At 64.9% G+C, this 20328-nt stretch carries 23 protein-coding genes; 13 read left to right on the forward strand and 10 right to left on the reverse strand.

Translation table 11 applies throughout. The features are described 5' to 3' along the window. Positions 1 to 46: 46 nt before the first annotated feature. Positions 47 to 916 carry an oxaloacetate decarboxylase gene (locus tag PMI20_RS18485; RefSeq protein WP_007924987.1) on the forward strand — a complete coding sequence of 290 codons (870 nt, stop codon included), beginning with the start codon at positions 47 to 49 and terminating at the stop codon, positions 914 to 916. A 95-nt stretch (positions 917 to 1011) separates the two neighbouring features. On the opposite strand, the gene PMI20_RS18490 is transcribed toward PMI20_RS18485, so the two are convergent. Together PMI20_RS18490 and PMI20_RS18495 are read right to left on the reverse strand one after the other, a co-directional pair. Beyond that, positions 1012 to 1419 (reverse strand): response regulator, encoded by a 408-nt coding sequence (locus tag PMI20_RS18490; RefSeq protein WP_007924986.1) that lies wholly within the window; start codon positions 1417 to 1419, stop codon positions 1012 to 1014. Positions 1420 to 1623: 204 nt separating this feature from the next. Further along, entirely contained in the window at positions 1624 to 2034 is a 411-nt protein-coding gene (locus tag PMI20_RS18495; RefSeq protein WP_007924985.1) for a hypothetical protein, read from the reverse strand. 276 nt (positions 2035 to 2310) lie between these two features. Between PMI20_RS18495 and ppnN the strand changes: the two genes are divergently transcribed. Together ppnN and PMI20_RS18505 are read left to right on the forward strand one after the other, a co-directional pair. Then, positions 2311 to 3684: a nucleotide 5'-monophosphate nucleosidase PpnN gene (gene ppnN, locus PMI20_RS18500; RefSeq protein ID WP_007924984.1), complete on the forward strand. Its 1374-nt coding sequence runs from the start codon at positions 2311 to 2313 to the stop codon at positions 3682 to 3684. 169 nt (positions 3685 to 3853) lie between these two features. Continuing rightward, positions 3854 to 4171, forward strand: a complete 318-nt coding sequence (locus tag PMI20_RS18505; RefSeq protein WP_007924983.1) for a DUF2388 domain-containing protein — start codon at positions 3854 to 3856, stop codon at positions 4169 to 4171. Positions 4172 to 4224: 53 nt separating this feature from the next. Here the strand turns inward: PMI20_RS18505 and PMI20_RS18510 are convergent, their stop codons facing one another. Further along, entirely contained in the window at positions 4225 to 4839 is a 615-nt protein-coding gene (locus PMI20_RS18510) for an NAD(P)H-dependent oxidoreductase (RefSeq protein WP_007924974.1), read from the reverse strand. Between the two features lie 104 nt (positions 4840 to 4943). Here PMI20_RS18510 and PMI20_RS18515 point away from each other — a divergent pair, with 104 nt between their 5' ends. Next, entirely contained in the window at positions 4944 to 5570 is a 627-nt protein-coding gene (locus PMI20_RS18515) for a TetR/AcrR family transcriptional regulator (RefSeq protein ID WP_007924972.1), read from the forward strand. On the opposite strand, the gene PMI20_RS18520 is transcribed toward PMI20_RS18515, so the two are convergent. Then, positions 5567 to 6808, reverse strand: a complete 1242-nt coding sequence (locus PMI20_RS18520; protein WP_007924966.1) for an MFS transporter — start codon at positions 6806 to 6808, stop codon at positions 5567 to 5569. The two genes, PMI20_RS18515 and PMI20_RS18520, sit on opposite strands and share 4 nt — an antisense overlap. Before the next feature lie 135 nt (positions 6809 to 6943). After that, positions 6944 to 7903 (reverse strand): AraC family transcriptional regulator ligand-binding domain-containing protein, encoded by a 960-nt coding sequence (locus PMI20_RS18525; RefSeq protein WP_007924965.1) that lies wholly within the window; start codon positions 7901 to 7903, stop codon positions 6944 to 6946. A gap of 69 nt (positions 7904 to 7972) precedes the next feature. On the opposite strand from PMI20_RS18525, the gene PMI20_RS18530 reads away from it, so the two are divergent. The 6 genes from PMI20_RS18530 to PMI20_RS18555 all read left to right on the forward strand — a co-directional run bounded on the left by PMI20_RS18530 (position 7973) and on the right by PMI20_RS18555 (position 11759). After that, positions 7973 to 8827 (forward strand): sterol desaturase family protein, encoded by an 855-nt coding sequence (locus tag PMI20_RS18530; RefSeq protein WP_007924964.1) that lies wholly within the window; start codon positions 7973 to 7975, stop codon positions 8825 to 8827. Next, complete coding sequence (locus PMI20_RS18535) at positions 8824 to 9420, forward strand: NADPH-dependent FMN reductase (RefSeq protein ID WP_007924963.1); 597 nt, start codon at positions 8824 to 8826, stop codon at positions 9418 to 9420. The genes PMI20_RS18530 and PMI20_RS18535 overlap by 4 nt, the downstream gene beginning before the upstream one ends. Positions 9421 to 9666: 246 nt before the next feature. Continuing rightward, positions 9667 to 10386 (forward strand): phosphatidylcholine synthase, encoded by a 720-nt coding sequence (gene pcsA / locus PMI20_RS18540; protein ID WP_007924962.1) that lies wholly within the window; start codon positions 9667 to 9669, stop codon positions 10384 to 10386. Between the two features lie 36 nt (positions 10387 to 10422). Beyond that, positions 10423 to 10788 (forward strand): DUF2784 domain-containing protein, encoded by a 366-nt coding sequence (locus PMI20_RS18545; protein ID WP_007924961.1) that lies wholly within the window; start codon positions 10423 to 10425, stop codon positions 10786 to 10788. Positions 10789 to 10903: 115 nt separating this feature from the next. Continuing rightward, positions 10904 to 11302 (forward strand): hypothetical protein, encoded by a 399-nt coding sequence (locus PMI20_RS18550; protein ID WP_007924960.1) that lies wholly within the window; start codon positions 10904 to 10906, stop codon positions 11300 to 11302. 16 nt (positions 11303 to 11318) lie between these two features. Continuing rightward, positions 11319 to 11759: a GNAT family N-acetyltransferase gene (locus PMI20_RS18555; RefSeq protein ID WP_007924959.1), complete on the forward strand. Its 441-nt coding sequence runs from the start codon at positions 11319 to 11321 to the stop codon at positions 11757 to 11759. Between the two features lie 14 nt (positions 11760 to 11773). On the opposite strand, the gene PMI20_RS18560 is transcribed toward PMI20_RS18555, so the two are convergent. Both PMI20_RS18560 and PMI20_RS18565 read right to left on the reverse strand, forming a co-directional pair. Continuing rightward, the gene (locus tag PMI20_RS18560) at positions 11774 to 13114 is read right to left on the reverse strand and encodes a dicarboxylate/amino acid:cation symporter (RefSeq protein WP_007924958.1); all 1341 of its coding nucleotides are present in this window, start codon (positions 13112 to 13114) and stop codon (positions 11774 to 11776) included. A 91-nt stretch (positions 13115 to 13205) separates the two neighbouring features. Then, positions 13206 to 14261, reverse strand: coding sequence for a tartrate dehydrogenase (locus PMI20_RS18565; RefSeq protein WP_007924955.1), 1056 nt, complete (start codon positions 14259 to 14261; stop codon positions 13206 to 13208). A 137-nt stretch (positions 14262 to 14398) separates the two neighbouring features. Here PMI20_RS18565 and PMI20_RS18570 point away from each other — a divergent pair, with 137 nt between their 5' ends. Continuing rightward, positions 14399 to 15328 (forward strand): LysR family transcriptional regulator, encoded by a 930-nt coding sequence (locus PMI20_RS18570; protein ID WP_007924953.1) that lies wholly within the window; start codon positions 14399 to 14401, stop codon positions 15326 to 15328. Positions 15329 to 15467: 139 nt separating this feature from the next. Here the strand turns inward: PMI20_RS18570 and PMI20_RS18575 are convergent, their stop codons facing one another. Then, positions 15468 to 16433 (reverse strand): GlxA family transcriptional regulator, encoded by a 966-nt coding sequence (locus PMI20_RS18575; RefSeq protein ID WP_007924951.1) that lies wholly within the window; start codon positions 16431 to 16433, stop codon positions 15468 to 15470. Positions 16434 to 16539: 106 nt separating this feature from the next. Between PMI20_RS18575 and PMI20_RS18580 the strand changes: the two genes are divergently transcribed. Continuing rightward, positions 16540 to 17085 (forward strand): thioesterase family protein, encoded by a 546-nt coding sequence (locus PMI20_RS18580; protein ID WP_007924949.1) that lies wholly within the window; start codon positions 16540 to 16542, stop codon positions 17083 to 17085. A 111-nt stretch (positions 17086 to 17196) separates the two neighbouring features. On the opposite strand, the gene PMI20_RS18585 is transcribed toward PMI20_RS18580, so the two are convergent. Then, entirely contained in the window at positions 17197 to 19185 is a 1989-nt protein-coding gene (locus PMI20_RS18585; RefSeq protein ID WP_007924947.1) for a peptidase U32 family protein, read from the reverse strand. Positions 19186 to 19303: 118 nt separating this feature from the next. Continuing rightward, positions 19304 to 19684, reverse strand: coding sequence for a RidA family protein (locus PMI20_RS18590; RefSeq protein ID WP_007924945.1), 381 nt, complete (start codon positions 19682 to 19684; stop codon positions 19304 to 19306). A 224-nt stretch (positions 19685 to 19908) separates the two neighbouring features. Between PMI20_RS18590 and PMI20_RS18595 the strand changes: the two genes are divergently transcribed. Next, positions 19909 to 20295, forward strand: a complete 387-nt coding sequence (locus PMI20_RS18595) for a VOC family protein (protein WP_007924943.1) — start codon at positions 19909 to 19911, stop codon at positions 20293 to 20295. Positions 20296 to 20328: the final 33 nt, after the last annotated feature.

Consider the following 20328-nt stretch of genomic DNA (forward strand, 5'->3'; position numbering starts at 1 on the left):
TCGACGCTATCGTCGGCATCTCTTTTACCTCCTTCCGGGAGTTCGTATGTCCAGGCTGTCTCATCAAGATTTACGCCGTAGTTTTCGCGAGTTGATCGCTTCAGACTCCTGCTTTCACACCGCCTCCGTATTCGACCCGATGTCGGCACGGATCGCCGCCGACCTGGGGTTCGAAGTGGGCATTCTCGGCGGCTCCGTCGCCTCGCTGCAGGTGCTGGCCGCGCCTGACTTCGCCCTGATCACCCTGAGCGAATTCGCCGAGCAGGCCACCCGCATCGGCCGCGTCGCCCAGCTGCCAGTGATCGCCGACGCCGACCACGGCTACGGCAACGCCCTCAACGTGATGCGCACCGTGGTCGAACTGGAGCGCGCCGGCGTCGCCGCCCTGACCATCGAAGACACCCTGCTGCCGGCCCAGTTCGGGCGCAAATCCACCGACCTGATCTCGGTCGCCGAAGGCGTGGGCAAGATCCGCGCGGCCCTGGAAGCGCGGGTCGACCCGGAACTGGCGATCATCGCCCGGACCAACGCGGCCATCCTGCCGATCCAGGAAATCATCAGCCGCACCCAGCAATACGAGCGCGCCGGCGCCGACGGCATCTGCATGGTCGGGATCAAGAATTTCGAGCAACTGGAGCAGATTTCCGAGCACCTGTCGGTCCCCTTGATGCTGGTGACCTACGGCAACCCGGCGCTGCGCGACGATGCGCGCCTGGCGCAACTGGGCGCGAAGATCATCGTCGACGGCCACGCGGCGTACTTCGCGGCGATCAAGGCCACCTACGACTGCCTGCGCGAACAGCGGCAGATCTTCACCCAGGCCTCGGACCTCAGCGCCACCGAGCTGGCCCACACCTACACCCAGCCCGAGGAGTACATCGTCTGGGCCAAAGAGTTCATGAGCGTCAAAGAGTGAGCCGCTAGCTCACCCTCCCTTGCGATCACCGAGGACCCAAGGTCCTGGGTGGTCGAAAGCCGCTTCACTCCTCATCTCGCCAGCGCCCCGCCCAACTACCTATTCCCCGCCTTGTTCAACGCCTCGTCGACACTGTCGAGGATCTGCCCGATGGTCCAGGGTTTGCGGATGAACGACACCGGATAACGGATGCCGGAACTCTGCGGCGTCTCATAACCGGACATCACCAGCACCGGCATTTCCGGCCAGCACTCGCGCACCCGATTGGCCAGGCCCGCGCCGTTCAAGGTGCCCGGCATATTGATATCGGTCAGCAGCAGACGCACCTGGTCCGGGTGGCTTTCCAGGAACTGCAGCGCCTCATCCGCGCGGAGCATGGCCTGGGTGGCGAAGCCCTCGTCCTGCAGGATCTCGCAGAGGAACTCCAGGATCATCGGCTCGTCCTCGACCACTAACAGCAGGCGACAAGGCTGGCCTGGATTGACAGATGAAACTGGGCTCATGTGGATGCCGCTCCCTGACTACGTACACAATCCTGGCGCGATTACGCCATTTAGAGTTATGAGCAGCGCCTGGCCGATAAATTCACTCGGCCTGCCGAGGTGCTGGGCAAGACAGCCCACGCGCCGGCGGCAGCGGGATGACCGCCAGGCGCCTTGCTCCCACACCTGCCCCAAAGCCGCTCTGCGCACCCGCCAAGAGCCCCGCTAGCCACCCTCGGTGACATCGATCACCCTGACGTCCATCTTCCCTGAGTTGTTCCGGTAGAAGCCGGGCACGTCGTTGGCACAGAACTGCAGGCGCCCCGGCGGCAGGTCCGACCAGACGCCGTCGCCGCGCCCGAGCAGGCGCCAGGGCGACTGGCCCGCCGGACCCCTGGTCCGTACCAGCAGCGCCATCCAGGCCGCTTCGGGCAAGCGCTTGGCCCAGCCGAAGCCCTCGCGGATGCCGCCCGGGTGCGCCACGCCCTCGGGCTTGGTCGGCGGGTCCGAGGCATCGGCCCACAGGCCTTCCACCAGGAAGCGGTAGCGATGCCCGGCTTCGATTTCGAACTCACTGGTGATACAGGACTGGTTGGCCGGTACCTCGATGGGGCGGATCTGCGAAGGAATGCTCATGATTGCCGCCGTCCGATGCTGTTGGCCTGGGGTTGCGCTCCCCAGCCCTATGGGTGACTGGGCTGAGCATAGCCAAGGGCGATGCACGCCGCTTTCGCTTCGGACCACCAGCTGTGAGACAGTAGCGTGGCGGACGCGCCGCACGTTCCGGTGGCCCCGTTTGCCTTCGCGTGGTGAAGCCCGGGAGAATGTTTTTCCCGGCGTCCCGCCCGCCGCTCACTATTCTTAAGCCATGGGCCCGCATGGGCCGGTGGTCTCGCTTTCAAGGAATCCAGAATGCATTCAAGACACGTCATCAACGCTTCGGTCAGCCCCAAAGGCAGCCTGGAGACTTTGTCCCAACGTGAAGTGCAACAACTCAGCGAAGCCGGTTCCGGCAGCATCTATGCCCTGTTCCGCCAGTGCGCCCTGGCCATCCTCAACACCGGCGCCCATGTCGATAACGCCAAGACCATCCTCGACGCCTACAAGGATTTCGAAGTCCGCATCCACCAGCAGGACCGCGGCGTGCGCCTGGAACTGCTGAACGCCCCGGCCGATGCCTTCGTCGATGGCGAGATGATCGCCAGCACCCGGGAAATGCTGTTCAGCGCCCTGCGCGACATCGTCTACACCGAAAGCGAACTGGCCAGCCAGCGCATCGACCTGGAAAGCTCTCAGGGCATCACCGACTACGTCTTCCACCTGCTGCGCAACGCCCGCACCCTGCGTCCGGGCGTGGAACCGAAGATGGTGGTGTGCTGGGGCGGCCACTCGATCAGCACCGAGGAATACCAGTACACCAAGAAGGTCGGCCATGAGCTGGGCCTGCGCAAACTGGACGTCTGCACCGGCTGCGGCCCGGGCGTAATGAAGGGCCCGATGAAGGGCGCGACCATCGCCCATGCCAAGCAGCGCATGAGCGGCAGCCGTTACCTGGGCCTCACCGAGCCGGGCATCATCGCCGCCGAGGCGCCGAACCCGATCGTCAACGAACTGGTAATCCTGCCGGACATCGAGAAGCGCCTGGAAGCCTTCGTCCGCGTCGGTCACGGCATCATCATCTTCCCGGGCGGCGCCGGCACCGCCGAGGAGTTCCTGTACCTGCTGGGTATCCTCATGCACCCGGACAACCGCGAGCTGCCGTTCCCGGTGATCCTCACCGGGCCGAAAAGCGCCGCGCCCTACCTGGAGCAACTGCACGCCTTCGTCGGCGCGACCCTGGGCGATGCGGCCCACAGCCTGTACCAGATCATCATCGACGACCCGGCCGAGGTCGCCCGGCAGATGACCGAGGGGCTCAAGGAGGTCAAGCAGTTCCGCCGCGAACGCAACGACGCCTTCCACTTCAACTGGCTGCTGAAAATCGACGAAGGCTTCCAGCGTCCGTTCGACCCGACCCACGCTAACATGGCCAGCCTGCAACTGGACCGCGCACTGCCGTCCCACGAGCTGGCGGCCAACCTGCGTCGCGCGTTCTCCGGCATCGTCGCCGGCAACGTCAAGGACAAGGGCATCCGCCTGATCGAGAAGCACGGCCCGTACGAAATCCACGGCGACACGGCGATCATGCAGCCGCTGGATCACCTGCTCAAATCCTTCGTCCAGCAGCACCGGATGAAACTGCCGGGCGGCGCGGCCTATGTGCCGTGCTACCGGGTCGTGAGCTGACAGCCCAGTGATAGCAGCCCCCGGTGCAATGCCGGGGGCTGCTGGCTGCCCCACAGAAAACGCCCGGCCAGCGGGCACAGCGAGCGCCCGGGGAACTCCTGGGCTGCGTCGCGCATCCTAGATTGTGGTAGTACTTCCTTTTCGCTTCACGCTGTCGGAGGACGCCCTCATGCGCCGCCTATTACTCGTTTCTTCGTTGTTGCTCTGTCTGCCCGCAGGTTCAGCCATGGCCCGTGTCGATGCGGGTGATGTCGCCACCTCCGCAGGGGTTTCCGCCTCGCTGTACTCGACCTTCAAGGACGACAAGATGGTGATTCCCGCCCGAGACGACGCCTCCAGCTTCGTCGCCAGCGGTGGCGCCATCCGTGGCGTCTACCTGGAGTCGGTGCTGCAGAAAATCCGCCAGGAAAACCCAGGCCTCAATGCCAGCGATGAAGAACTGGCCAGGGCGATCCTCACTCAACAGGCGCAGCCCGCCGGGCACTGACGGCCGAAGCCGTCCTGCGCTCCGCGACCGGGACGTCGCGGAGCCTTATCCCCTCATCCCGCCTGAACCGCCGCGGCGGCGCTGGCGCGACTGAACAGATCGTGACCGATGGCTCGGGCCGTGCGCAGATGCAGCGCCGGATCCTGGCTTTCCGATTCCAGCAGCAACTCCGAGGTCAGCACCCGCGCCCCGCAGTAGTCGAAGATCCCATGGTCGATCTGGGTCTTCATCGCCGCCTCGTAGCCATGGCGCCCGTAGGTGCCGGCATCGGCCCCACCGACGCCGAGCAGATGCACCCGCAGATGCCCGAGTTTCTTCTCAAAGCGATTGGCTTCGAGATTGAAATCGAATGCCCAGCCGTTGGCGAACACCCGGTCGATCCAGCCCTTGAGCAGCGCCGGCATCGACCACCAATACACCGGATAGACCAGCACCAGCGCATCGGCGCGGTCGATGCGCGCCTGCTCGGCCAGCACGTCGGCCGGTGGCTGCTCCTGCCGGCGATGGACCGCGTGGTCGGCGACGTTGAAGCGTGGATCGAACGCCTCGGCGAACAGGTCGGCGATCTCGAACGAGTGGGACGGCCCAAGCCCCTCGGCGACCTGGGCCGCCAGGCTGTGGCTGAGGGAGCGGGGATCATGGTGGGCGACGACGATAAGCGCATGCATGGCGAAGACTCCTGCCGATGGAGGCAAATTGGATTGAGGGCGGCAACCAGGCCCTATATACTTTTAGTAAGTTACGAACAGTAAGTTACTTTTGGTATATAAGCATGTCAAGCACCCCCTCCGAGGCTTCACCCCCCCGTCGCCGCCTGTCCCGCGAAGAGCGCCTGCAACAGTTGCTGGAAGTGGCCTGGCAATTGATCGGCGCGGAAGGCACCGAAGCCCTGACCCTGGGCCGCCTCGCCGAACAGGCCGGGGTGACCAAGCCGGTGGTCTATGACCATTTCGTCACCCGCGCCGGGCTGCTGGCGGCGCTGTACCAGGACTTCGATGCACGCCAGACATTGCTGATGGACGCCGCCCTGGACCGCAGCGAAGCGACCCTGGCCAGCCGCGCGGCGGTCATCGCCGGCTCTTACGTCGATTGTGTGCTGACCCAAGGCCGCGAGATCCCCGGGGTGATCGCCGCGCTGGCCAGTTCGCCGGAACTGGCGCGGATCAAGGAGGAGTACGAGCTGATCTTCCTGGAAAAATGCCGCGCCGCCCTCGCCCCCTTCGCGGCGCCCGGGACCATAGCCACGGCTGGCCTGCGGGCGATGCTCGGGGCGGCCGAGGCGCTGTCCCATGCCGCGGCCACCGGAGAAATCAGCCGCGAGCAAGCCCGCGATGAGCTGTTCGACACCATTGTCGCCATGGTCGAACGCAGCGCGCAGCGTGGTACCGGCCCGGCTTAACCGGCTTCGCCTGCCACCGCCACGGCAGGTTTCATCGAGCCGAACCACCAGGTGACAAGAGCGCACAGGGCCATGACGCCGCAGGTGCCGACAAACACCGTGCGCATGCCGAAGTGCCCGCCGAGAAAGCCCCCGGCCAGGGGGCCGAGCACCTGACCGACGTACTGGCTGGAGGTCGAGTAGCCGAGCATCCGCCCGGCGATGTTTTCCGGCACCGAATGGCGAATGATGCTGGAGATGCAGGGCAACAGGCCGCCCAGGGCCAGCCCCATAAGAAAGCGCAGCAGCACCAGTTGCCAGGGCGCGCTGACCAGCGCCTGGGGAATCAGCAGCAGGGCCGCGGCGGCCAGGCACACAGTCAGCACCCGCCAGTGGCCGATACGGTCGGCCAGCTTGCCCAACTGTGACGCGGAAATAATGCTGCCCAGGGCCGCGGCGGACATCACCAGCCCCGCCATCAGGGTGACGTTTTCCGCCCGCAGTTCCTGCAGGTACACGGTGATGATCGGCTCGATGGACAGGGTCGCGAACATCAGCAAACAGGCCACCGCGAACATGCTCAGCACCGGCCTCTTGTCCTTCACCGACGCCCAGGAGTTGTCCGGCGCCTGGCCCTTTTGCGTGGCCGGGCGCGGCTCGCGCGGCGCCTCCTGCAACAGGAAGGTGGTGGCCAGGAAGGTCACGAAGATCACCGCCCCGGCGATGAAGAAGGTGTTGCGGATGCCGATCAGCGGCGGCAGCAGGCCACCCACCAGCGGCCCGGCCAGGCTGCCGGCCATGATCCCCGAAGACAGCACGCCCAAGGCCCAGCCGGAGCGCGCCTTGGGGGTTTGCGTGGCGACCAGGATGGTCGCTCCCGAGGCATAACCACCCAGCAAGCCCGCCAGCAGGCGCAACAGCACCAACTGCCAGACGTTCTCCGCCAGGCCGATCAGCGACATGGCCACGGCCATGCCGAGGCTGGCGCGGATCAGCATCAGCTTGCGCCCATAGCGGTCACCCAGGCGGCCCCACAAGGGCGCGGTGATCGCCGCCGACAGGAAGGTCGCGCCAAACGCCACGCCGGACCACTGGACGATGGCCGCCGGGTCGCTGACCCCCAGTTGCTCGACGTACAACGGCAGGAACGGCAGCAGCAGGGTCATCGCGACAATGGTGGTGAACGCCCCCAGGGCGCACACCGCGAGGTTGCGCTGCCAGTAGCGTTCGGCGGGAGACAGCGGCTGCGGGGTGGACATCGGGGCGCTCCATCGGTCAGGGACGGGGCCACGCTACAGGCTCGATTTCGATAAATAAAATTCATGTTTTTTATAGAGTGGATTCCTTTAAGGAATCCGCGCAACGCCTGCGGTGATGCCGCGAGCCTGATGGATTCAGTCGCGCTTCCAGCGCTTGCGCGCATGCAGGTACGCCGCGAGGTCACCGTAACCCAGCTGGGCCGCCACCTGGACGCGGCTCTCGCCGAGAAACTCCAGCTGTTGCTCCAGCTCGGCGCGGACTTGATCGAGCAACTGGCGAAAGGTCATGCCCTGCTCCTCCAGGCGCCGACGCAAGGTGCGCGGGCTCTGGTACAGCGCCTCGGCCTGGTTCTCCAGGCTCGGCACCACGCCACGGGCCAGGCTGTCGCGCATGCAGGCCGCGACCTTGCCGGTCCAGCCGCCCAGTTGCAGGCGCTGGGCCAGGCGGCGGTCCAGCTCGCTGCGCAACAACTCCTGCATGCCGGCGTGACGCGTCAGCAGCGGCAGGCGCAGGGTGGCCTGGTCGTAGTACAGGCAGTTGTGCAGGCAGTCGAATTCGAGGTTGTCGCCGAACCACTGGCGGTATTGCGCGTGGTACGCCGGGCGCGGATGGCTGAAGCAGGCGCGTACCGGTTGCACGGGTTGCCCGGTGCTTTGCCGCATCTGGGTCAGGGCCATGACGCAGTAATGCTCGACCACGTAGCGGGTCAGCCCGGCAGGCGCGTCGATGCACAGTTCGACGCCGAGCAGATCGCCGTCGCTGACCAGCTTCAGGCTGTCCATGTCCGAGGCCAGCGCGGCGTAGTCGGCCCAGCATTGCATGGCGCCGCGCACGTCCGGGCAGTACAGGCAGATGTAGGCCAGTACGTGCAGGTCCTGGGGGGTGAATTCGCCGAACAGGTGCAGGCCGATGGCCGGGTCGCGCTCCGCCGCCAGGCGCCACAACTGTTCCAGTTCCAGCAGGTTGTAATCCTGGCGGTCGCCGCGGGTCTGGCGCTGCAGGACCCGTTCCAGCACCCGGCCGAGCTGGCCCCGGTGAAAACGGCGGACCGGTTGATTGGCCTCTTCGCCAGTGTTTTTGTCCAGTTCGCGCATAGGGTCCGGGCGGCTCTTGGTTTCTTATTGTTCGGGCAATGCCCATGTCGGGCCTGACTCGAGATTGCCATGAATACAACAATGCTCGCCAACAATCCAATCCTGGTCGTGGCCGGGATTTTCCTCGGTTTCATCCTCCTGGAAATCGCCTGTACCTGCTTTCGCCAGCCCAAGGGCCAGCGCCGCGATGTGCTGATCGAGATCATCGGTTCCTCGCTGTTGCTGGGCCTCACCTTCCCCCTGGTGATGTTCCTCAGCACCCTGCTGCTCGACACCTTCGCGCCGTCCCTGAAGAACAGCCTGGGCGACCTGCACTGGGTGGCGGGCGCGGCCCTGTTCCTGTTGCTCGATGACATGACCCAGTACTGGTGGCATCGCCTGACCCACCGCCTGCCGTTCCTCTACGCGCTGCACCGCGCGCACCATTCGGCGCCGTACATGAGCATCCGCATCGTCTACCGCAACAACAGCTTCTATTACCTGCTGATGCCGGGCATCTGGCTCTCCGGCCTGCTCATCTACCTGGGCCTGGCGCCGGTCTACTACGGCTACCTGATCGTCAAGATGACGGTGATCTTCGCCGCCCACAGCAGCGTCGCCTGGGACGACAGGCTCTATCGCATCCCCGCCCTGCGCCCGCTGATGTGGCTGCTGGAGCGGACCATCTCGACCCCTTCCACCCACTCCGCCCACCACGGCCTCAACGCCCATGACGGGGTGACCCACTACAAAGGCAATTTCGGCAATCTGCTGTTCTTCTGGGACGTGCTGTTCGGCACCGCGAAAATCACTCGCCGCCGGCCCACCGCCTATGGCATCGAAGACCTGCGCCCCATCAGTTGGCAGCAGGAACTGTTCTGGCCGCTGGTGCGTTCGCCCAACCCCGCAGCGCGTCCCGAAGCCAAGCAGGAGGTGGCGCAATGAGCCTGCATATCGCACTGCTCGCCGGCTCCAGCCAAGTCGGCAGCCAGTCGGCCAAGGTCACCCATTACCTGGGCCAACGCCTGCAACAGCTGAAACTCTGCGAGCAGGTCACGCTGCTCGACCTCGGGCGCTCGCCCTTGCCGCTCTGGCCAAGCCCCGACTCGAACAGAGCCTGGAGCCAGTACTCGGCCAGCTTGCTGCAGGTCGACGCGCTGGTGGTGGTGACGCCGGAGTGGAACGGCATGGCCTGCGCGGCCATCAAGAATTTCTTCGTGTATGCCGGCCACACCGAGCTGGGGCACAAGCCGGCGTTGCTGGTCGGGGTCTCGGCCGGCCTCGGTGGCGCCTACCCGCTCGCCGAGCTGCGGGCCTCCAGCTACAAGAACTGCCGGATCTGCTACCTGCCGGAACAGCTGATCGTTCGCCAGGTGGAAGGCGTATTCAATGCGCATTCCGAGCCCACGCCTGAAGAACACCACCTACGTGCCCGCGCCGACTGGAGCCTGGAAGTCCTGGCCGAATACGCCGGCGTGCTGAAGCACCTGCGCTCGCGCATCGATATCCGCGCCGTGCCCTTCGCCAACGGAATGTAGCCACGCAATACAGGAAGTGAACGCTCCGGGGAGGCACCCTGCCTCCCCGGCGCCGTGAAGGAATTCGCTTTCGCCAAGGCTCGTCCCGGCCAACTGTGGCTACAGTCTTATAAGTCGCCACGGGCAAGGGTGAACCTTATCGCCGCCTGCCCGGTCGATAGATGCAATCTGGCCAGGTTTGGCGATAAGCCCCCGTTTCTTCCAATGGGGCGTCGTATGGCTGGTTTCATTTCCTGGAGAACGCCCGTGATAACGACCCGACACATCGCCAGTCTCAAAGCCTGGGGCGCCCATGGTTTCACCGCGACCGGCGTGGTCACGGCCTTTCTCGCCACCCTGGCACTGTTCGACAACCAGCCCAAGGCCTGCCTGCTGTGGCTGGGCGTGGCGCTGATCGTCGATGGGGTCGACGGCTCGCTGGCGCGCAAGGTCAATGTGCAGTCGGTGCTGCCGCATTTCGACGGCTCGGTGCTGGACCTGGTGATCGACTACCTGACCTATGTGTTCATCCCGGCGCTGTTCATCTATCGCTACATCCCGCTGCCGGACTACAGCGCGCTGCTGGCGACCTCGGTGATCCTGGTGTCGTCGCTGTTCTGCTTCTGCAACGTCAACATGAAGAGCAAGGACAACTATTTCGTCGGTTTCCCCGCGGCCTGGAATGTGGTGGCGCTGGCGCTGTACATCCTTGCCCCGACACCCTGGCTGAGCCTGTCGAGCATCGTGGTCCTGGCGCTGCTGACCCTGACCCGGATGAAATTCCTCCACCCCTTCCGCGTGCGCCGCTTCATGCCGGTGAATATCGCGGTGACCGCCATCTGGCTGCTGTGCAGCCTATCGCTGGTGATCAACCATCCCTACAATGGCCCCTGGGTGATGGGCTTGTGGCTGGCCATGTCGGCGTACTTCCTGGGCATCTGCATCTGGCGCACCGCGCTGGGCTGGTTCGACCGCGCGCGGACCTGAACCCCTGCTGTACCCCTGACCGCAACGAGACTCGACATGCTCTACCGCTTCGCCGCTGACGCCCTGGTATCGCTGCACCTGACCTTTATCCTGTTCGTACTCTTCGGCGGCCTGCTGGTGCTCAAGTGGCCGCGCCTGGCCTGGCTGCACCTGCCCGCCGCGACCTGGGGGGTGGCGGTCGAAGTCTTCCACCTGCCCTGCCCGCTGACCGAATGGGAAAACCGCCTGCGCCACGGTGCCGGCCAGCAGGGGTATGGCGACGGTTTCATCGAACACTACCTGATCCCGCTGATCTACCCGGCCGGGCTGACGCCGCAGATCCAGCTGGGCCTGGGCGCGCTGGTGCTGCTGATCAACGCCCTGGTCTACGGGCGGCTGTTGTGGCGGCGCCGGCAGCCTTGAAAAAATCCGCGGCGTGGCTGGCGAATCCCGCGCCACAGCCTGTCCCGTCTGTGTATATTTCCAGGCAACCCCGTGGGCAACGGCGATCCGCAATCGCTTCGAGTGGAGTCCATAGATGCCCGATTTCCAGATCCGCCAGCCTTGCCCACCCGGCGCCTGCGATTGCGAGCGCGAGCGCCTGCTGCAAACCCCTGGCACCGACCTGCGCATCCTCGGCCTGACCCGCCAGGAGGAAAAGCGCCTGCTCGAGCGGCTGGAAAACCTGCAAAGCCTGAGCGACCTCGAACACATGCAGCGGCGGATGTACGAACTGCTGGGCATCCGCGTACAGATCGCCCCCAGCTTCAACGAAGTGCGCAGCATGCGCGGCATCGCCATCCAGCTCGACGAGCTACCGGGCCTGTGCCGCAAGACCCGCCAGTCGATTCCCGCCGCCATCCGCCGCGGCCTGGAGAAGAACCCGGAAATCGCCTACCGTCTGCTCGACGCCCACGACCTGTTGCGCGACGCCTGAACTGGAAATCTCCTCTATGAAAACCGTCGTCACGGCCAGCCCCTTGATCGTCATCAGCAACACCATCGACAGCACCTTCGAAACCCTGCTCGGCCAGGGCCTCGCCGCCTTCAACGAGCAGATGACCGGCTACAACGATCGCCAGCCCCTGGCCGTGGAACTCAAGGACCCGCAAACCGGCCAGGTCCTGGGCGGCATCAGCGGCCGCACCTCCCTGGGCCTGTTGTTCATCGACCTGTTCTACCTGCCCGACAGCCTGCGCGGCTCGGGCCTCGGCGCCCGGCTGCTGCAAGCCTGCGAAGACGAAGGCCGGCGCCGCGGCTGCCGCTCGGCCGTGCTCTACACCCTGAGCTTCCAGGCGCCGTCGTTCTACGAAAAACACGGCTGGCAACGCTTCGGCGAGATCCCTTGTGAGCCCGCGGGCAGCAGCCGGGTCTTTATGAGCAAGGCCTTGTAGGCGACCAGGGCTGCCTAGGCCCGAGAGGCCTTCTCCAGGCCGGGCAGCAAGGTGCCAGCCCCTTTCGCCGGCGGCGTGCTGTCAGGCGCCGGCGGCGCCTCTTGCACTTCGCCATTGAACGCCTTGTGCATCTTCGCCGTGTCCAGTGCCCCCACCCATTTGGCGATGGCCAGGGTGCCGACCCCGTTGCCGATGGTGTTAGTGATCGCCCGTGCTTCCGACATGAAGCGGTCGACGCCCAACAGCAGGACCATGCCCGCCACCGGAATGGTGCCCAGCGACGCCAGGGTCGCCGCCAGAATGATGAACCCCGAACCTGTGACCCCCGCCGAGCCCTTGGAGGTGAACATCAGCACCGCCAGCACGATCAACTGATCGGTGAGGGTCAGCGGCGTGTTGGTCGCCTGGGCGATGAAGATGGCGGCGATGGTGTAGTAGATCGCCTGCCCGTCCGGGTTGAAGGTCAGGCCCGAGGGAATGATCATCCCAGCCACCGGCTTGGATACGCCGGCCTTTTCCATCTTGGAAATCATCTGCGGCAGCACCGACTCCGAGGAGCTGGTGCCGAGCACGGTGAACAGCTCCTCCTTGATGAAACGCAGGAACTTCCACAGGCTGAAACCGCTGTAGCGGCAGATCGGCCCCAGCACGAAGATCACGAACAGCACGCAGGTCAGGTAGACGCAGGCCATCAGCTTGCCGAGGGAAAACAGCGAGCCGAAACCGTATTTGCCGATGGTGAAGGCAATGGCGCCGAACGCGCCGATGGGGGCCAGGCGCATGACCATGTTGACGATGCGGAACATGCCCTGCATCAGGCTATCCAGGGCGTCGACGAAGAACTTGCCCCGCGGCCCGACCTGGGCCAGGGCGATGCCCAGCAGGATGGAAAACAGCAGGATCTGCAGGACGTTGCCCTTGGCGAACGCATCGACGATGGTGTCGGGAATGATGTTGAGCACGAAGTCCATGAACGAGGCGTGCCTGGCGGCGCTGGTGTAGGTGCCCAGGCTGGACGTATCGAGGCTGGCGACATCGATGTTCATGCCGGCGCCGGGCTTGAACACATCCACCACCACCAGCCCCACCACCAGCGCCAGGGTAGAGACCACCTCGAAATAGATCAGCGCGCGAAAGCCGACCCGGCCCAGCTCCTTCATGCTTTCCATGCGGGCGATGCCGGTGACCACGGTGAGGAAGATCACCGGCGCCAGGAGCATCTTAATCAACTTGATAAAGGCGTCGCCCAAGGGTTTCAGCGCGGCGCCGGTTTCCGGTAGCAGCACCCCGACCAGGGCGCCGAGCATCACGGCGATAAGGACTTGCACATAGAGTTTGCCAAGTATTCTTTTCATCACAGGGCCCTGATTCTTATTGTTGTCAGGAAATGCCAGGGGCGCGGATCGCGACCCGCCCCCTGGCGTTGTGCCGCAGTACGACTGTGAATCAGCGATTGATCAGGGCGAGCACCGCGTCGGTGACCTGCCGGGTGCTGGCCGTGCCGCCCAGGTCAGGCGTATGCAGGCCGCTCTCGGTCACCGCCTCGATGGCCGACATCAGTTGCTTGGCCGCGGCCGCTTCGCCCAGGTGTTCGAGCATCATCGCCGCCGTCCAGAAGGTCGCGATCGGGTTGGCCACGCCCTTGCCGGTGATGTCGAAGGCCGAGCCGTGGATCGGCTCGAACATCGAGGGAAAACGCCGCGCAGGGTTGAGGTTGGCGGTCGGGGCGATGCCCAGGCTGCCGGACAGCGCCGCCGCCAGGTCGGATAGGATGTCGGCGTGCAGGTTGGTGGCGACTATCACGTCCAGGGTCGCCGGTTTCAGCACCATGCGTGTGGTCACCGCGTCCACCAGTTCCTTGTCGACCCTGACGTCCGGGAAGTCCCGGGCGACCTCATAGAAGATTTCATCCCACAGCACCATGCCATGGCGCTGGGCGTTGGACTTGGTGACCAGGGTCAGGTGCTTGCGCGGACGGCTTTGCGCCAGCTCGAAGGCAAAACGGTGAATGCGCTCGACCCCGGCCCGGGTGAACACCGAAACCTCGGTCGCCACCTCTTCGGGCAAGCCGCGGTGCACCCGGCCGCCGTTGCCGGAGTACTCGCCCTCGGAGTTTTCCCGCACCACCACCCAATCGATCTGCTCGCCGTTGTGCAACGGGCTTTTCACCCCAGGCAGCACCCGCGCCGGACGCACATTGGCGTACTGGTCGAAGCCCTGGCAGATCGGCAGGCGCAGGCCCCACAGGGAGATATGGTCCGGCACGTTGAGGGCGCCGACCGCGCCGAAGAAGATGGCGTCGAAGGTCTTCAGTTCCGCCAGGCCGCCTTCAGGAATGTAGTAGCCGTTTTTCAGGTAGTTGTCGGAGTTCCAGTCGAAGTGTTTGAAGTCCAGCTGGAAGGCCGACTTCTTCGCCAGCGCCTGCAACACCTCGACGCCCGCGGCGATCACTTCCACACCGATGCCATCACCCGGGATCGCGGCAATTGTGTATGCACTCATGGTCCACCCCTTTCTCGTTGCCTTCTTGTTGTGCCTGTCGGACAAGGCTGTCCAGACAGGGTGTGGGCGGAGTATATGTAGTGAGAAAAGCCCCATGAGTTACTCAAAATCACTACATACATAACTTTGAGTTACCAATGAACCCGAGCCTCGACCTGTCGTTTTTCTACCTGCTGGCGAACAAGGGCAGCCTCGCCGCCACTGCCCGGGAGCTGGGCGTCACCCCACCGGCGGTGAGCAAGCGCCTGTCCGCGCTGGAAGCACGGCTGGGTATCCGCCTGGTCAACCGCACCACCCGCTCCATGAGCCTGACCACTGAAGGTGAGCTGTATTTCTCCCACGCGGCGCGCATCCTGACCCAGATCGACGAGGTCGAGCAGTTGCTCGGCAGCAGCCGGGCGACACCCAAGGGCCTGATCCGGGTCAATGCCTCCCTGGGGTTCGGCCGGCGTTACATCGGCCCGGCCCTGGCCGCGTTCTTCGCGCGCTACCCCGAGGTGGAAATCCAGCTGGAAATCAGCGACCACCCGCTGGACCTGGCGACCCACGGCTTCGACCTGGGCATCCGTTTCGGCAGCCTGCCGGACGCGGCCTTCCATGCGCGCAAGATCGCCTCCAACCGCCGCCTGTTATGCGCCTCGCCGCTGTACCTGCAAAAGCATGGCGTGCCGCAACGCCTGGCAGACCTGCAGCAGCACAACTGCATCTTCCTGCGCCAGAACGAGACGCCCTACGGGGTGTGGAGCTTCACCAACGGCGGGCGCACGCAGAACGTCAAGGTCCGCGGCGCCCTGGGCTGCAACGACGGCGAGGTGGCCCTGAACTGGGCCCTGGAAGGTTATGGCATCCTGCTGCGGGCCGAATGGGACATCGCCCGTTACGTGCGCAGCGGCCGCCTGCGCCTGGTGCTGGAAGACCAGACGCCGACCCGCGCCGACGTCTACGCGGTCTACCCGCAACAGCTGCATTTGTCGGCGCGGGTGCGCAGCCTGATCGACTTCCTGGTGGAACGTTTCAAGCACATCGACAACCTCGACGAGCCGGGGTCGCCGCCCCCCCTGTCGTAGGAGCGAGCGGGTGGCGCTCCGACGTACCCGCGATGGCCGCGACGCCGAAAGCCTGCCCCACCGTGTTAGCGTTCTTCGCGCGCAAGCTGCGCTCCTACAGAAGCGGAAGCTTGCGCAAGCTTCGGCACTCGCCTGCGAATCAACTCGCACCGGCCTGGAACTTCTTGCGATACGCCGCCGGCAACAAGCCGACCCGTTGCTGGAACAGCCGGCGAAACGAGTTGCTGTCTTCGTAGCCCACCTTGTAGGTGATGCTGTCCAGGGTCATGCGCGTGGACTCCAGAAGCTCCTTGGCTTTCTCCAGGCGCAGGGTCTGCAGATAGACCAGGGGCGTGTAGCCGGTGGCCTCCTTGAAGCGGCGCTTGAAGTTCCTCACGCCAAAGCCAAAACGGCGGGCCGTGTCGTCGATCAGCAGCGGCTGGTCGAAGTGTTCCTCCAGCCAGTCCTGCACCCGCAGGATCTCGCCATCGCCGTGGCTCTTGGGCAGCGACCACATGACATAGACCGACTGCTCGCTGCGCACCTTGTCGATCAGCAAGTATTTGCCGCACTTCTGCGCCAGCTCCAGGGAGGCGAAACGCCGCACCAAATGCAGCAGCAGGTCCATGGCCGCGCTCGCGCCGCCGCTGGTGATCAGGCGATCGTCCTCGCAGAGGAGCTGCCCCTCGTCCAGCTCGACCCCGGCATAACGCCGCCGGAACAGCTCGGCGAAGGCCCAGTGGGTGGTGGCGCGAGCGCCCTTCAATAGGCCGGCTTCGGCCAGCAGGAAGGTGGCGGTGCACATCGAGGCCAGCACCGCGCCCCGGGCATGCTGTTGCCGCAACCAGGGCCCATGCCTGGCAAATGCCGGCAAGGCTTCCTTCAAGGTGAAGAGAAAACCGGGGATCAGCACCAGATCGGTCTGGGCGATCTCGGCCACCGAGCGCTGCACCCGCAGCACCTGCTCGCCCCAGGCGCTGACATCGGCGCCATCCAGCGAGGCGACCACCACCTCGAACGGCGCGCTGGCGCTGTCGGCGAACAGGTTGGCGGCGCTCAGCACTTCCAGGGCCAGGGTGGCGCTGGCGGCGGAACAGTGATCGGTCAGGAGCAAGGTGACGTGCATAGTGGATTCCGTTGCGCTTTTCGCATGAAAAATGTCATTTGCGCACCTAGCTTAGCCGATCCCCCTTGCCTAAAGTGCGGCCATCCTTTCAATCATCGGTGTACTCATGAATCTCTGGTTCCGCATGCTGCTCATGCTGTTTCGTCGTCCGTGGCGCAAGCCGGTCGCAGGCCTGGCCACCACCGTCGTGCGCATGCGCGTCTGGCCGCTCGACCTCGACCTCAACCGCCACGTCACCAATGGCCGCTACTTCACCCTGGCCGATCTCGGGCGCATGGATTTCGTCCTGCGCAGCGGCGCCTACCGCGTGGCCCTGCGCCACAGGGCGGTGCCGATCGTTGGCGATGTGTGGGGCAAATTCCGCCGTGAACTGAAGTTGTTCGAAGCCTTCGAGGTCCATAGCCGGATCCTCGGCTGGGACGAGAAATGGAGCTTTATGGAACACCGCTTCGTGAGCAAAGGCCGGGTGATCGGCGTGGTGGTGATGCGCGGGCTGTTCCGCTCGGCCAAAGGCACCATCGCCCCCGGCGAGTTCGTCCACGAGCTGGGCGTGGACACCTCTCCCGAGTTGCCACAGTGGCTGCAAGACTGGTCGCAAAGCTGCGACGACATGAGTGTTCAGTTGCGCGCCGAGGAAGATCCAGCGCGTTAAGGCAGTTCGCAGAAACAACAACGCCATTGCCGACCCAGTCGACAATGGCGTTGATGCGCGACAGCCAGCGCTTGAACGAGCGCGACGCCGTGATGGCGCCGCGCCCGCCACTCAGTGCGGAGCGCGAGGGATGGTCTTGAGCAGGTCTTCGGGGCTGATGTGGCCGACCACGCTGCCCGGTTGCGGCATGTTGAGGATGTGGCCTTTCATCTTGCCAATGATGTGCATCTCGCACGGCTTGCAGTCGAACTTCAGGGTCAGCACTTCGTCACCGTGAATCAGCTGCATCGGCGCCACCTTGGTGCGCACGCCGGTGACGCCCTTGGCCTGTTTCGGGCACAGGTTGAAGGAGAAACGCAGGCAGTGCTTGGTGATCATCACCGGCACTTCGCCGGCCTCTTCGTGGGCCTCGTAGGCCGCATCGATCAGCTTCACCCCATGGCGATGGTAGAAGTCGCGGGCCTTCTGGTTGTACACGTTGGCCAGGAACGACAGGTGCGACTCCGGATACACCGGTGGCGGCGTGGTCTCGGCCTTGCGGCTGCCACGCGGGTGAGCGGCAACCCGCGCAGCGGTCAAGGCTTCGATCACTTCGCGGCGCAAGGCCTTGAGCTGCGAGTTGGGGATGAAGTAAGCCTGCGGCGCATCGAGCTTGATGTCGATGGCGTGGTACTGCGTAGTGCCGAGCTGGCCGAGCAGGTCGCGCAGTTGTTCCAGCGCCTGCTCCGGCTTGTTGGCGACGCCGAACGGGCCGTCCAGGGTCACGCTGGCGCTGATGCCTTCTTCGCTGGTCGCGGTCACTTCCAGCTGTTCTTCGCGCAGGCGCGCGACCCAGCTCAGGGCCACGCGACGCTCGGACGAAGTCTTCTGCAGGGCCTGCTGCCAGTTGTGATCGAGGTTGCGGTTCAGCGGGTGGTTCGGCCGCAGCTTGTACAGGCCTTCTGGCATCTCGTTGGGCTCGACGCGATAGCGATAGCGCTTCTCGCCGTCCTCTTCGAACTCGCCCTTGGGCTCGGCGATGTTGGCGCGGAAACCCACCACTTCGCGCTTGACCAGCACATTGAGGCCGTCACCGTTGGACAACGGCTCATGGGTCACCACGTGCAGGTCGCGCTTGGCGACTTTCTCGACCACGCCCACCGGCAGGCCGGTAAAGGTCGGCGAGTCGAAGGCGCCGATGTCGATCTTGCGATCGGTGACGAAATAATCGGTGCTGCCGCGGTGGAAAGTCTTTTCCGGGTCGGGCAGGAAGAAGTGCGCGGTGCGGCCGCTGGAAGCGCGGGCCAGGTCGATCCGGTCTTCGAGCACGTCGTCCAGGCGCTGGCGGTAATAGGCAGTGATGTTCTTCACATAACCCATGTCCTTGTAGCGCCCTTCGATCTTGAACGAACGCACGCCGGCTTCCACCAGGGCGCGGATGTTGGCGCTCTGGTTGTTGTCCTTCATCGACAGCAGGTGCTTCTCGTAGGCGATCACGCCGCCCTTTTCGTCCTTGAGGGTGTACGGCAGGCGGCAGGCCTGGGAACAGTCGCCACGGTTGGCGCTGCGGCCGGTCTGCGCGTGGGAGATGTTGCACTGCCCGGAGAAGGCCACGCACAACGCGCCGTGGATGAAGAACTCGATCGCCGCGTCGGTCTCGTCGGCGATGGCGCGGATTTCCTGCAGGTTCAGCTCGCGGGCCAGGACCAGTTGCGAGAAGCCGGCCTGGTCGAGGAACTTGGCCCGGGCCAGGGTGCGGATATCGGTCTGGGTGCTGGCGTGCAGCTCGATCGGCGGAATGTCCAGCTCCATCACGCCCAGGTCCTGGACGATCAACGCATCGACGCCCGCGTCGTACAGCTGGTGGATCAGCTTGCGCGCCGGCTCCAGCTCGTTGTCGTGGAGGATGGTGTTGATGGTGGTGAAGATCCGCGCGTGGTAACGGCGGGCGAACTCCACCAGCCCGGCGATTTCGCTCACTTCGTTGCAGGCGTTGTGGCGCGCGCCGAAGCTCGGGCCGCCGATGTACACGGCGTCGGCGCCATGCAGGATGGCCTCGCGGGCGATGGCGACATCGCGGGCAGGGCTGAGCAATTCCAGGTGATGCTTGGGCAAGGACATATTTTTTTAGTCAGGCTCGTCGAGGCGCGCATTGTAGCGGCGAAACGCCTGACCGGCACCCGTGTACTGCCCGATGGCGCCCACTCGCCGAGCGGCACCACCGGATAACGCCGCAAACTCAGCCCTTGGCCGCCATCGCGGTGACTTCCACGCGCATGCCTTCGACCGCCAGGGACGCCACGCCAACGGCGGCGCGCACCGGCCAGGGCTTGGCGAAGAAGCGCTGGTAGACCTCGTTGAACGCGGCGCGCTCGGCCATGTCGGTGAGGTAGATGGTCAGGTGCAGGACCCGGTCCATGGAGCTGCCGGCCTTTTCCAGGGCCACCTTGAGCGCCTGCAGGGTGCACTCGCTCTGCACAGTGATGTCGCCCAGCTCCAGGCTGCCGTCGGCGCGGGTGGGGATCTGGGTGGAGACCAGGATGCCGGCGAAACCGGCAACGTCGGAGGAGATGGAATCCGCGTCGGGATCGGGAATGAAATCGATATCGTGGTTGGCCATGGGGCTCTCTTGTTCGAGGGGATAAAAGGCGCCAGTTTACAGCCCCGGCGCCGGGTCGTGCGGGAATCGGCGGGAAAACCCGGCAGCCTGCCGGGCTGCCAGTACCCCGCCCTGCCCACTGGACAGCCGGTCGCCCTCCAGGGCGTGGACACCGCGGCTGCCCGGCTATTATTCCTGCCAGGTATTTATTGCCACCTGTACCTCAAATACGGAGGAAGAACCCCATGAAGATCGTCATCACCAGCGTGGTCGTCGACGACCAGGCCAAGGCCCTGGCTTTCTACCGGGACGTGCTGGGTTTTCAGCTCAAGCACGACATCGCCATGGGCGAGCATCGCTGGCTGACGCTGACCTCCCCCGGCGACCCTGACGGCGTCGAATTGCTGCTGGAGCCCGACGCCCACCCGGCCGCCAAGCCATTCACCTCGGCACTGAAACGCGATGGCATCCCCTTCACTTTCTTCGGGGTCGAGGATGTACACGCCGAATATGCCCGGCTGAGCACCTTGGGCGTGCAGTTCACCCGAGCGCCGACAGTTGCCGGCCCGGTGACCCTCGCGGTCTTCGACGATACGTGCGGCAACTTGATCCAGATCGTGCAGCACAATTGAGGGGTAACGGGCCCTCTGTCAGCGGCCCGCTTC

The organism is Pseudomonas sp. GM17 (assembly GCF_000282175.2).
Lineage (GTDB): Bacteria > Pseudomonadota > Gammaproteobacteria > Pseudomonadales > Pseudomonadaceae > Aquipseudomonas > Aquipseudomonas chlororaphis.